The following is a 13,405-nucleotide window of genomic DNA, read 5'->3' as shown; positions in this document are numbered from 1 at the left end:
ACTGCTAAAAAATAATGATGAATATCCTAGACTGACTTACATCTTATTTATCAATACAATACTCTAGATTTAATAAGACATAGGGAAACAAATTTGTAAACCATCCCCCCCAAATTTCTTTAGCTTTTTCGCCTTCAATAAAGGAGTTGACAATACGTTGCCATGGCGGATCACTCTTAGGGAGAATCATGCCATAGAAATCACAGGTCAGTGGTTGATCTGGAGATAAGGTGTACTGGGATGAGGAAAGTCCTTGTCTGGTGACTTCTCCAATTAATAAAATGCCATCGCTGGCAAAGGCATCAATATCGCTATTGACTAATGCTTTGACTCCTTGAGACCTACCTATGTCTCCAGGAAAAACTATTTTCTGAGCATTAGGATAGGTTTGCTCAATAAATGTTTCTGTGAGGCTACTGGGAAGCACTCCAATTTTTAAACTGTCAAGGCTTTGGTAACGATTGAAGACTCTCGGTTGTTGAGAATCTACTAAAAAGTGTGTGCCAGTAATAAAAAATGGTGTTGAGAATTTTACCCCTGCAATATCACTCCTAATAGTATTAGGGCCACACTCCAAATGTACGGTTTCGTCTCGGACAATAGCAAAGCGATTTTCCAAGGTTGATTGAATGGCAACAACTTTTAGTTCTATAGGTTTATTGAGTTCTTCGGCAACCTTGTCTTTTAAGGAATTTAGTAGCTCAAAGCAATACCCTTTCCAATCTCCGTTGGTATCAATGTAGCCAAAGGGAGCAGCATCTTTTCTAATACCAACTTTGATGGTACCAGTTCGTTTAATTTGGTCTAAAACCGTTTCTGAACGCTTCGGTATTGGCTCAATTGCGATTTGTGGTATGATACTTTGGGGAGGTTCACTACCAAAGGATTCCTCTAGTTGTTCTGGCGTTAAAGACTTGACTAAATGTAGCTCTAGGGAATTCTCAGAGAGGAATTTGGCATAGCTAACACTGAGGTAAGGTCGATAGTTTGGCAAATCCCGAATATGAGTATTAACAAAAGCTAAGCTTAAGGCTTTTAGGTAAGAAAGTCCGACCTGAGGATTGGAACCAAGTAATTCTTTAGGAAACAGGGCAAAATCGTCGCCGGATGCACCACTAGTGGAGAAGTGGTTGCCATCAACAATCATTGCCAGATATTTTTCTGGGGTATTGAGCCAAATGAAGGGGTGAATCTGTTCTGGGACAGTTGGTGCTACGATGTCGTGGCTACCTGCCATAATCATGACTGGCACTTGAATGTTACCCAAGCTAGCTGGACCAAGGGCTGTGCTGGTAATAGGATTAACAGCGATTACAGCTTTGACCCGTGGATCCTGCAAGTCATAATTAAACGGGGGTAAGCGATTGGCAAGGCATTGGAGCAGTACAGAGAGATTGAAGGTTGGGTCTTGATCAGGACACACTTGGCGCAGTCTTAAATCATTAATTTCTGCACCTGCTACGGCTAACGCTGTGTAACCCCCGAAGGAATGACCAATCACACCAACCTGTTCCAGATTCAGCTTATTAGCAAAATTAGGGTCAGATTTAGAGAGGTCTTCCAGCTCATCGAGCACATATCTAATATCTAAGGGTCGTTCAATAAACTCTACCGGATTGATTCCATTCGCTAGTCCCTGTAGTACAGCTTGAGAGTATTCAACATTACTCCCGACGTGTTCAGGAACGGCTACAGCAATGCCATGGGATGCTAAGTGTTCTGCTAAATAGGTGAAATGGTTGCGATCTGAGGCAAAGCCATGGGACATGACTACTAAGGGGGCTGGTTTTGGATTGCCTTTGGGTAAGTACAAAGCAACCTCAAACTTGGTTTCTCCGGATAACCCTAGAGGGGATTGACGGCGGCGACCGGAAAGGGTGATGACTTGGTCTGTGAATTGATAAGGACCTGGTTGTTGTAAGTCTGTTAACTGGGAGACATCAACGGTATTCTCAGCAGCGGCTTCTCGGGTGGCTTGGTTTGCGATCGCATTCACCGCTGCATCTCGATATCGAAATAGGGTAGCTAGCTCTTTTCGGACATCAAAGATATAGTCAGTATCAATCAACATCCCCTCGGTGGGAAACTGGCGCACTATATTCATTAGAGTTAGACCTTCGGAGTCAGCTGCTGCCAAAACCAGCGCCCCCCGAAGACTATGTAAACCATTGCGACCAGGGTGGGTTTTGATCATCTTTCCCAAACCTTCCAGAAAGGCTTCTCCCATGGGGGATTTACCTAAGCGGGAGATGGCCACAGGACTGATTTTAATCCGCTTTTGGAGTAGCATCCGCAACTGTTCCAAGGCTTCTGGGTTCAGCATTTGGGCGTAGAACTCAAATTCCTTAGTAATTCTGCCCTCATTGGCGAAAATTTCCAGAGATTCCCGGGAAAGGGACAATTTTAACGGACCATAGTTAAAGTAAATGTATTCTGCACTAAGGGCTGGCTTTGGTTTGACTACTGTGGGGAGTATTCCTAAACCAAGGAATAAGCAAGTATATAAAAAACCTAGTAGTTTCTTGGGTTTGGCTTTTGCTTTCACGAGTCTAGTCTTCTCAGTCTTAGGCTTGTTGAGGAGTAAGCATTCAGCTATCAGCCGTCAGCCGTCAGCTAATCAACGGGAGGTAGTAAACAAGTTTAAGGTGCTGGAACGGCTGGTTGAAAATCCCTGCTCGTTTTACTGATCCGACCCCGTACAGTTAAAGCGCCTGCTAGCACCTCAAGTACCGTGGCACAGGCTTCTAGCCTGTGATCCGCTTAAGCTTATAGCTGATAGCTGACGGCTGAATGCTTACGATGAGGAGCATTATAATACAAACAAACAGCAATGTATTGTTGAGACTTCTAGTTATAATAATTCATTAATTCAAGTCATCGGCAAGTGAATAATTTGGTTAGCTATCAGTTATCAGCTATCAGCTATCAGCTATCAGCTATCAGCTATCAGCTATCAGTCATCAGTCATCAGTTGATGCGCTATATGAACCCTACTTGATGTGCTTTTGAATAAAATAAGCTGACCGCTTACTACTGACCACTGAAGGCTGAACGCTGAATGCTTACATAATTTGGTCTTGATATTCCTGATCATAAGAACATTGTGCAATTATAATTAACTTTTCAATTGGCTTTCAACTGGGCTTGTCTTTCTGCTTTGATTTTCCGGAGTCGAGCCACTGCCGGATGAGGATTCAAGGCTTGAGCTTTACGCTGTTGATGTCCCCAATCTAGCCAGTCAGCAATGTATTTACTGACTGTGTCTTTGTTCTGTAGATAATATAGGATTGTGGCATAGACCTCTTCTAAGGTGAGAGTTGAGTAAATTTTGGCAATTTCTTCAGCAGTACGCTCTTTAAAGAGATACTCATACAATACTGTTTCAATGCCAATTCGATGACCTTTAATCCGAATGTCATCAGGAGCCAGAAAGTTGAAATAGTCTTCTATTTGCATAATAATTGTAATGGCAATCGCGTGTTTAAATTAGATTTACACATAAGATTGATTGCAACAGTAACTAGCGATGCATCTATTGTCGATAATTACAGCGGTTTGCCATTTAGTTAGGTACAAATTTATGGATTTTAGGGAACAGGGAACAGGGAATAGGGAACAGGTAAGTCAGAAGTCGGAAGTCGGAAGTCGGAAGTCGGAAAACAATCCTGTGTACCTGATAGTTATGCAAACCGCCGTATATCCATATTATCATCTATAGTTGATCATAATGAAACCGATATGGCGACTAAGAGGGCAGGTTTTGGATTGCCATAGGGTAACTAATTTATTTGGCGTTGCTGAATAGCGAAATGGTAGCGATTGAGATTAAAAATGCTGAAAACCCCTTGAATACACGCTTCCAGCTTTATTTTCGAAACAAGTACGGTAGAGCCACAATAGTTTCAACCAACTAAATAGTAAAAAAGCGATCGCCTATAAAGGGGCGATCGCTTTTTTTTTCGATTGGATCTGCTGTCCTTCGTTTTCTTCCTAAGTAAAAATTTATAGCGGTTTTTAATTAGGTGAGGTACATTTTTTAAGGAGCAGTAACCAGTAAAGTCAGAAGAGGGAAGAGGTAAAAAATTATGTGTACCTCATTAGGAGAAAAACCGCTATATAAATCAGAAGCTGTTTAAATTAAGATCATAGATTGGCCCATGTGGGGGAGAATAGTTACCCTGAACGTGTATAACCTTACTAAAGGGAACAGAGTAAACAGATACATCCGCATCTGCCCCAGAGCCACGATCATTCCAAACAAATGATGTCTGTTCAGGAGACCATGGTGATATTAAATCATTATGTAGACATTTGTAATCAGGACGGTATGGCTTTGCATAACCTTCTTGAACAACATCTCCAATACAACTATAACCTTGTGGTGGAATTGGTCGCCAAAAAGAGCCATCACGATGTGCTCCACTCCCTGTATCTTTCCATATTAGCGCAAAGTCTATAGGATTAGCTAATGCGCTTTTTTTTAATGGGTTGAAACACAATACATCACCATTAGGCTGACCATAGTTACCTTGTCCATAATCTCCAACAACGAAGAAACCAGGGGTGGGGACTGGCCTGTAAAATGCACCATCTCGCTCAGCTCCAGAACCACGATCATACCAGACAAGATCAAATTTATCACATTTTTGAATGTTTAAGTCAAATAAAGATAAAGCCTTAGCTGACTGTACGTTAACCGTTGCGAAAGCCAAAAGAAGCACAAAAATTGCCAAAAAACGTTTCATTGTTTTTAAGTTTCCTTTATTGATTGTTGTGAAGGGTAAACCCATCTTGTCAATAAACTAGGGGTAGTCCTCAATAAACCAGAGCTTATTGTGCTTATTAACAAGGGATTTTCTAGATATAGTGTTCATTGAATTAAATTAACACTATAGGTAGGAATAAAAAATTATAGGGGTTTACCTTGGATGCTGGTGTTTACCGTGGAAAAATAAGTTAAAACCAGCTTTTTACAAAATTAACGACACTGTTTGCCGCATTTTTGATAAACGTAAAAGCTTTTGAAGCCCACTCAAATATCTTAAGGGCTATTGTTCGCATAAAATCCACCATGTAATTCAATATCGTTGATTGGAAATTAGATAGTGTTTGGGCAAATTTAATCAAACTTGAACGGGAGCATCCCATTTTGGAAACAATATTACCCAAAGCAACGATATTTCAAGGGTTTCAGCCCCCTAAAAAGAGCTAACGTGCCAAATTGGGATGCTCCCACTTGAACGTTGTTCCGGATGTTTATTACCCTGTTCACGAATCTGAGCGTATGAAGTTTGTATCCGTGCTGTCCCATTAGCGATATCAGTTTCTTCCATAGTTTTTAATGTCTGAGTCCAATCAGAATCACTAATATTGTTATTTAATTTCTGATCGGTGACCATGGTTAGTTCATTTTGACGGGTATCATTCCATGAAAGCACGTCTTGTTGGTAAGAACTTTTAAGGTTGTCCTGAAAATCGTTCGGGATAGCTTGTGGTATTTCGGGTTCTACTAAATATACGGATATGTACCGTGGAAGAGGACTTGTAGTCTCGCCTTTAATTGTTGATATAGAATGGGTTTCCATATCTTTCAATACTTTTTAAAATTCATCCGCCTCTATTGTCAAGTTTTCAGAGGTGTGTAGTTTAGTCATTTTTTCCTCACTAGAGTTAATTCAACTATTCAAATCATATTGAATCTGACTCGGGTTGGATAGTACCCTTATGGGTACCTTTTAAAATCTGGGTAAAAACCTGAGGGGGTGACATGAGCCCTAAAAAGCTTAGTAGATAAGGCTTTGATGCCAATGAGCTCAGGGAAGATACAGTCGGAAATTAACCCTCAATTCCTTTTATGGAAGCTTAAACCCTTATAACTACGTGTAAGGTCGCACCCAAAACAGCATGTAGATTTTTGGAACTTATGGGCTAAAACGACTACCCAGTAATGATTTCAGCTAAAGGTACCCTAAAAGGTACCCTAAAAGGTATCCTAAAAGGTACTGTTAAATCTAAATCACGTGCTCTAGTCTATAAAAATAGGAATTTAGATTTTTGATTTTGGGGTAATTTGATAATTTTGTTCTGCCTCTCCCATAAAATTAAGAAGATAATAGCTGGAAGCAAAAACGCTGATGGGGTGACATGAGCCTTGAAAAACTTACTATATAAGGCTTTGAGATCAAAGATCTTAGGTAAGATACAGACCCAAATTGACCTTCCTTTCATTTTCTGGAAGCTCAAACCCTTATAACATAGTCCAATGTCATCCCAAAACAGCATGTATCTTTTTGTAAATTATGGCTGAAATTATTAGCCAATAAGGATTTCAGCTTGCCTGTTGCGCCCCAGCAAGAACGTCCAATTATTTAATAAGGATAACTTTGTGAAAAAAATACTACTGATAAGCTTTCAGGTTTTTATAATTACACAGGTGTTGATGTTCGCTATCGTTATACAACCCGCGATGGCAAATCAATTTTTAGATAATCCAAGGAACAACCTAGAGTTAGCAGGTGCTCCCGACCAAAGTAATGGTAAATTTTTCAAATCTTTAGATTATATTTTTTTTAGGATAAATGATGACAACAATTCCCTGTCAGATCAAAATAAAATTCCTGGAATTATCCTTGAATTATATAAAAAGATGGAATTTGGATTCAACGAATGTAATGTCGAGTGGGGTAGGCTACAGTCCGGAGTCAGTAAAAAAGATATGATAAAATTGGCTACTGAAGACAATGCCAATGGATTCACCTATAATGCTGCACTTAAGTCCGGCTACATCCTGATTGGAGACTATCCCTATGGCTGTGAATCACCCCCCAATGATTGGACTCTCTACCTGCTACTACCTAAAATTGGAGATGCAGAGTGGAATGCGACGTTATTTAATATGGCTGAAAGGGATATCAATAATGCCAAAGGAAGTATAATGAATACATACGCAAATATTAAAAAACAAGGATATCAACATCCGGAAAATCGTGTTCGTCTAATTAAATCAGCACAAGAATTATCAAATGAAATATCGTCTGCTCTGAATGGCTTATTTTAGGGCGTTGCTTAATAATGGAATAATTTTAAGAGTTTTGTGGAATGGGCTAGATGCCCATTCCTTATTTTTTCGGGCGGGCAGGATGCCCACCCTACTTCTATTCATTCGTTGATTCAGCAACGCCGCTAATTTTAGTCTAAATTGGAGTCAACTTGTAGAGTCAACTTGGGCTATGTTTGCTCAATCTCAGAAATAATTCCTGGCTCCCATTGAATGACCACTCCCCGATCGGGTGATACCTCGGCTTGGTGGCTCTGGAATGCTAAGTTACTCTGTCTTAAGGGAAAATATAGTTTGCTGGGACGTTGCTGATGGAGACAGGAAACTATTGGGAAATTCTCCGCCATCTTCCCCATCTCTTTAGTGTTGTATTAAAAATCGGGCAAATATGACTACTACTTCCACTGGACCCTGGCAATTCTGGATTGATCGAGGTGGTACCTTTACGGACATTGTGGCAAAACGCCCGGATGGGCAGTTGATAATTCATAAGCTGCTTTCGGAAAATCCTGAACGGTACCAAGATGCTGGAGTACAGGGAATTCGAGAGATTTTAGATATTCCTGTTGATAGGCCGATACCAAGTGATGCCATTGAAGCGATCAAGATGGGAACGACAGTAGCCACCAATGCCTTATTGGAACGGAAAGGCGATCGCACTGTCCTAGTGATTACTAAGGGCTTCCAAGATGCCTTGCGCATCGGTTATCAAAATCGCCCGAATATCTTTGCCCGTGAAATTGTGCTCCCTGAAATGCTCTATGAACGGGTGATTGAGATAGAAGAACGTTACAGCGCCCAGGGTGAAGAGCTAATCCCGATCAATCTGGCTGAAACCCGCCAATCCTTGCAAGCTGCTTATGATGACGGTATTCGTAGCTGCGCCATTGTCTTGATGCACGGCTATCGCTATCCCACTCATGAACAGGAGATAGCCACCATCGCATTAGAGATTGGTTTTACCCAAATATCAGTATCTCATCAAGTGACCCCTTTGATGAAATTAGTCAGTCGTGGGGATACCACAGTAGTTGATACCTATTTATCACCGATTCTACGTCGCTATGTAGATCAGGTAGAACAACAGTTGCAGCTTGGCGGGTTGACTAATGAAGCTTTGGAAAATAACCTTCAAGCTACCCGGTCTGAAGGCTTACAGGGAAAAACTTCTGGACTATTGATGTTCATGCAGTCAAACGGAGGACTGGCGGACGCGCAACAGTTTCAAGGGAAGGATAGTATCTTATCAGGACCTGCTGGCGGTATTGTCGGAGCAGTACAGACTAGTCGAATTGCTGGTTTTGAGAAGATCATTACCTTTGATATGGGTGGCACCTCTACAGATGTAGCTCATTACAACGGTAAATATGAGCGTACCTTTGAAACTGAGATTGCTGGGGTGCGGCTGCGCACGCCAATGATGGCAATTAATACCGTGGCTGCTGGTGGTGGCTCCATTGTCCAGTTTGATGGTGCCCGTTATCGGGTAGGACCAGAGTCGGCTGGGGCAAATCCAGGTCCTGCTTCCTACGGTAAGGGGGGTCCGTTGACCGTGACCGATTGCAATGTGATGGTAGGGAAGTTGCAGCCAGGGTTTTTTCCCAAGGTGTTTGGAGCGGATGGTAACTTGCCGTTGGATGCTGAGGTGGTAAGGCAGAGGTTTGAAGGATTGGTAGAGGAGATTGGGGATAACCGCAAACCAGAGGAAGTAGCAGCAGGATTTTTAGCGATCGCAGTCGAGAAGATGGCCAATGCCATTAAACAGATTTCTCTACAACGGGGCTATGACGTTTCCGAGTATACCCTATGTTGCTTTGGGGGTGCTGGTGGCCAGCATGGGTGTTTAATTGCGGAAGCCTTAGGCATCAAGCGAGTGTTCATTCATCCCTTTGCTGGAGTATTGTCCGCTTATGGCATGGGTTTAGCCGATATCAGGGTATTGAAAGAACAGTCAGTTGAAGCTGAGTTAGTAGAGGGGTTGGAGTTAGAGGGAATTTTTGCCAAGTTGGTGGCTCAGGGAATAGAAGAGTTGAACCACAACCATACCCAGGATCGGAATAGTAACGAGATTGACGTAATTCGGCGAGTCCATTTGCGCTATCAAGGCACCGATTCAGCTTTGGTTGTTGGGTTTGGTGGGATTGATCAGATCACGGAAGAGTTTGAGGGATTGCATCGACAGCGCTATGGATTTATCGTGCCAGGGAAAAAGTTGATGGTCGAAGCGGTGTCGGTAGAGTTAGTAAAGCAGATGGCTATCCCAACAGAACCGATACGGTCTCGTCAGACTGGGGAAATGTGTGCTCCCGTTGCCACGGTGCAGATGTATACCGCTAATCGCTGGTGGGATACCCCTGTGTTTAGGCGAGAGGATTGGCAGCCAGGGGATTCGGTGTTTGGTCCGGCATTAATTATTGAAGCAACCGGAACCAATGTGATTGAGCCTGGTTGGAAGGCAGAGGTGAATGAACGGAATCATTTGATTTTAGTTAAATCTGGTTTGGCAGAGCAGCAAGACAACCTGGAAAACTTGACTAATAGCACTATAGATCAGCGGCAAGGAAAGACCGTCGAAGCTTCACCCCATCCTGACCCTGTCATGCTGGAAATCTTTAACAATCTATTCCGTTCCATAGCAGAGCAAATGGGGACAACTCTCCAAAATACCAGTTATTCAGTCAATATCAAGGAACGGCTAGACTTTTCCTGTGCGATTTTCGACCAACAAGGGCAATTGGTGGCCAATGCGCCCCATATTCCAGTGCATTTGGGGTCAATGAGTGAAAGTGTCCGCAGCTTGATTGATGCCCATGGTGATACTCTCAAACCTGGAGATGTCTATATTCTCAACAATCCCTATAACGGTGGCACTCATCTCCCAGATGTCACCCTTGTTACCCCAGTTTTCCTCAACTCTTCCCTAGGGCTAAAGGAACCTTCTCCCCTCTCCCCTCTATTCTTTGTCGCTTCCCGAGGACACCATGCTGACATCGGTGGTATCACTCCCGGTTCCATGCCTCCTAATAGTACGAGCGTGAAGGAAGAAGGGGTATTAATTGATAATTTCCTGCTGGTTGAGAATGGTAAATTCCGAGAAAATGAAATAACCCAACTTCTGTTAGGGGGTCAATACCCAGTCCGGAATCTGACTCAGAATATAGCTGATTTACAGGCACAGATTGCTGCCAATGAAAAGGGTGTCCAAGAGTTACGGCAGATGGTAGCCCACTATGGATTAGAGACAGTGCAAGCCTATATGGGTTATGTCCAAGATAATGCTGAGGAGTCGGTGCGCCGAGTGATTGATGTGCTGACAGATGGCAGTTTCAGCTATCAGTTAGATGGGGGTGCTAAGATTCAGGTCACGATTACTATTGACCGGGACAACCGTAGTGCCAAAATTGATTTTACGGGTACGTCTGCTCAGTTAGATAGTAATTTTAATGCACCGTCAGCGGTATGCAAAGCAGCAGTGCTATACGTTTTCCGCACCCTAGTGGATGATGATATTCCCCTGAATGCTGGTTGTCTGAAGCCTTTGGAGGTGATTATTCCGGAAGGTTCTATGCTCAATCCCCGTTATCCAGCAGCAGTGGTAGCGGGGAATGTGGAAACATCCCAAGCAATAACCGATGCCCTCTATGGTGCTTTAGGAGTGATGGCGGCTTCTCAGGGTACTATGAATAATTTTACCTTTGGCAATGAGCGCTATCAATACTATGAAACTATTTGTGGAGGCTCTGGGGCAGGGGTTGATTTTGATGGAACAGATGCGGTACATACTCACATGACCAATTCTCGCTTAACTGACCCAGAAGTGTTGGAATGGCGATTTCCAGTACTTTTGGAAAGGTTTGGGATTCGCCCTGATAGTGGCGGTAAGGGCGTTCATTGTGGGGGTAATGGCGTAATTCGCCAGATTCGTTTCCTAGAACCTATGACCGCAGGCATTCTATCTGGACGTCGAGTGGTGAAGCCTTTTGGGTTAAATGGTGGTGAAGCGGGTGCTTTGGGAAAAAATTATGTGGAACGGAAGGATGGAACCGTTGAGGAGTTGGGTAATACTGCGGTGGTGGAAATGAATACAGGTGATGTGTTTGTGATTGAGACCCCTGGAGGTGGGGGATTTGGTTTCGATAGTGGTGATAGTGAATCCTAATCGGTAGCAGGCCAATGCGATCGCATTGGTGTTTCCTTTGGGCTAGGGCAACAGGATAAATGCTGCATAAATAAGATCAGCATTTATCCTAGGCAACGCTAACTAAGCATTAGCTTAGACCTAAGTCGATAGATTACCCATCAACATGGGTTAGCGACGATTAAAGAATCCTAAAGTATGGGCTACTTAAAAGTCTTAACGGTCTAGTAGGTTAATGCTTAGACCAGTAGCAGCACCTTTAACCGCATTATCTACTACTGAGCCATTGTCAATGATTACGCCAGTGACAACACTAGCAGCAGCACCAAACCCTACATCTTGAACTAGACTCCCAGCACTGTTACGCTGAGCTCTAGTTCTATCCCGCTTACTAGCACTGACAGCAGCACCAGCGGCAGCGCCATTGGCAGTATTACCGATCAGTGAGCCGTTGTCAGTTAATTCTCCAATTACTGCACCAGCAGCCGCACCAATACCGATATCTCTTAATAAATCATCAGCAGCTGCCGGTGCAGCGGGTAGTAGTGTTGCGCCTACAAAACCGGTTGTGATCAGTCCTGGTAGTAGAGCACCGAAAATCCCTTTCATCTTTTTGTCCTCTAAATGTAGCAATCGATCTACTGCTCTTAGGTTAGATCTGTCTCTTGAGAGATAACCTCTTCCATTAGGATTATTAGACTGACTGAATCTCCAAAAGGTTCCTAAATATATATACCGCTAAGCCCTATATAGTATTTCCAAATGAATTGGAAACAAGGCTTAGAGTTTTTGACCTTGTCTTGATGCAAAGCGCGAGTGGGGGAAACCCCCGCATGAACGCGCTGCATCGCTACCAAAAATTCCTCTATAATTTCTTGCCTCTTGCCTCTTGCCTCTTGCCTCTTGCCTTACTAGGGAATAATTGCGAACACCCTTGCTGGAAAACCAGAACCTTTCAGGGGCTTAGGAAAGGTTACTATTGCGATCGCACCATACTCCGGCACCTGATTCAAGTTAGTCAGCAACTCGATCTGATACTTGTCTTGACTTATAGTATAATTCTGGAGCGTTGCTGGAAAATGCCATTACCCTGAAGTCCAGTAATCAAGTTGAGCAAGAAATTAGCAAAGTCGTGATATCCTTCCGATGTTAGCCAGTTGTCTAACAGCTGTTTGGAGCAGACGGTCCGAGAAACCTCTCGCCATCCTCAAATTTTGGGCAAGGGCGTGCCGGTGAAACCTCCAGTTATGCACTTGAGATTTAACTACGGAGAGAATAAAATGTTTTTTGTAGACAAGCCATATGTCTCTGAATTTTTAAAAAGAACTGTCAAAGACAATGGTATCCCTGTAGTAGGTACAGATATAGCCAAGAAGTTAGGGCTTTATAGTGGGACAAACCTAATTAGTGAAGAGCGAGCCATTGAAATGGTTCGAGAGTTAGATAATCCGATCATATATACCACATCTGAAAATGCGATTGGTTGGATATCGAAATATTTAGCTTTTAGCAATCTTCCTCGAAAAATACAGTTATTTAAAAATAAGGTTAAATTTCGAGAACTAATCCAAACAATAGATCCAAACTTCTACTTCAAAGAGGTTCGCACCGACGATTTAAAAAAGATTCAGGTTAAGGAAATTCCACTCCCATGTATCATCAAGCCAAAGGTTGGTTTTTTTAGCATGGGAGTTTATCAGATTTCAAGTCAGGAGCAGTGGTTTAAAACCATTGATTCAATAATTGCAGACACTGCTCCAATGAAAGATTTATACCCTAAGGAGGTATTGGACACTAGTTCATTTATAATTGAACAATATATTACTGGTGAAGAATTCGCTGTTGATGCCTATTATAATTCAACTGGTGAGCCGGTTATTCTAAATATCCTTAAACACATATTTTCCTCAGATGCTGATGTTAGTGATCGGCTTTATATTTCTTCAAAAGCAATCATCGAAAGTAATCTTGAAGAATTTACCGATTTTTTAGATAAAATTGGTAAATTTGCTGGAGTAAAAAATTTTCCAGTACATATTGAGCTTAGACGAGACAATCAAGGTAATTTATTACCGATCGAAGTCAATCCGATGCGGTTTGGGGGTTGGTGTACTACCCCAGATATGTCTTTCTTTGCCTATGGATTTAATCCTTACCTATACTATTACTTACAAAAAAAACCAGATTGGAATGAGATTATTAAAGGAAAA

Annotated in this window: 10 protein-coding genes and 1 pseudogene; 4 read left to right on the top strand and 7 right to left on the bottom strand. The window is 42.4% G+C overall.

The genetic code is table 11. The annotated features are described in order from the left end of the window. Positions 1-43 precede the first annotated feature (43 nt). A complete protein-coding gene (locus F6K38_RS25825; RefSeq protein ID WP_229414448.1) occupies positions 44-2,401 on the bottom strand; it encodes an alpha/beta fold hydrolase in 2,358 nt (785 codons plus the stop codon). A 25-nt stretch (positions 2,402-2,426) separates the two neighbouring features. Here F6K38_RS25825 and F6K38_RS25820 point away from each other — a divergent pair, with 25 nt between their 5' ends. Next, a complete protein-coding gene (locus tag F6K38_RS25820; RefSeq protein ID WP_229414449.1) occupies positions 2,427-2,687 on the top strand; it encodes a hypothetical protein in 261 nt (86 codons plus the stop codon). A gap of 436 nt (positions 2,688-3,123) precedes the next feature. Here the strand turns inward: F6K38_RS25820 and F6K38_RS25815 are convergent, their stop codons facing one another. The 3 genes from F6K38_RS25815 to F6K38_RS25805 all read right to left on the bottom strand — a co-directional run bounded on the left by F6K38_RS25815 (position 3,124) and on the right by F6K38_RS25805 (position 5,594). Next, on the bottom strand, positions 3,124-3,456 hold the full coding sequence (locus F6K38_RS25815) for a DUF433 domain-containing protein (RefSeq protein ID WP_008183096.1): 333 nt from the start codon (positions 3,454-3,456) through the stop codon (positions 3,124-3,126). Positions 3,457-4,121: 665 nt separating this feature from the next. After that, positions 4,122-4,745: a Vps62-related protein gene (locus F6K38_RS25810; protein WP_044492850.1), complete on the bottom strand. Its 624-nt coding sequence runs from the start codon at positions 4,743-4,745 to the stop codon at positions 4,122-4,124. Between the two features lie 453 nt (positions 4,746-5,198). Further along, a complete protein-coding gene (locus tag F6K38_RS25805) occupies positions 5,199-5,594 on the bottom strand; it encodes a hypothetical protein (RefSeq protein WP_008183100.1) in 396 nt (131 codons plus the stop codon). Between the two features lie 791 nt (positions 5,595-6,385). On the opposite strand from F6K38_RS25805, the gene F6K38_RS25800 reads away from it, so the two are divergent. Further along, on the top strand, positions 6,386-7,057 hold the full coding sequence (locus F6K38_RS25800) for a hypothetical protein (protein ID WP_287357926.1): 672 nt from the start codon (positions 6,386-6,388) through the stop codon (positions 7,055-7,057). A 170-nt stretch (positions 7,058-7,227) separates the two neighbouring features. Here the strand turns inward: F6K38_RS25800 and F6K38_RS25795 are convergent, their stop codons facing one another. Next, complete coding sequence (locus F6K38_RS25795; RefSeq protein ID WP_154659763.1) at positions 7,228-7,404, bottom strand: hypothetical protein; 177 nt, start codon at positions 7,402-7,404, stop codon at positions 7,228-7,230. Positions 7,405-7,445: 41 nt separating this feature from the next. Between F6K38_RS25795 and F6K38_RS25790 the strand changes: the two genes are divergently transcribed. Continuing rightward, positions 7,446-11,216, top strand: a complete 3,771-nt coding sequence (locus tag F6K38_RS25790) for a hydantoinase B/oxoprolinase family protein (protein ID WP_287357925.1) — start codon at positions 7,446-7,448, stop codon at positions 11,214-11,216. A 195-nt stretch (positions 11,217-11,411) separates the two neighbouring features. On the opposite strand, the gene F6K38_RS25785 is transcribed toward F6K38_RS25790, so the two are convergent. Continuing rightward, positions 11,412-11,804 carry a hypothetical protein gene (locus tag F6K38_RS25785; protein ID WP_008183110.1) on the bottom strand — a complete coding sequence of 131 codons (393 nt, stop codon included), beginning with the start codon at positions 11,802-11,804 and terminating at the stop codon, positions 11,412-11,414. 302 nt (positions 11,805-12,106) lie between these two features. Further along, a pseudogene (locus F6K38_RS44395) lies at positions 12,107-12,241 on the bottom strand (cyclase family protein); the annotation flags it as partial. Between the two features lie 234 nt (positions 12,242-12,475). Here F6K38_RS44395 and F6K38_RS25775 point away from each other — a divergent pair. Next, a partial coding sequence (locus F6K38_RS25775) for an ATP-grasp domain-containing protein (RefSeq protein ID WP_287357923.1) occupies positions 12,476-13,405 on the top strand: 930 nt, incomplete at its 3' end.

The sequence above is a fragment of the Moorena sp. SIO3B2 genome (assembly GCF_010692525.1).
In the GTDB taxonomy this organism is placed as follows: domain Bacteria; phylum Cyanobacteriota; class Cyanobacteriia; order Cyanobacteriales; family Coleofasciculaceae; genus Moorena; species Moorena producens.
The sequence above is the reverse complement of the archived record's forward strand: the minus strand, read 5'-3'. Positions and strand labels throughout refer to the sequence as shown.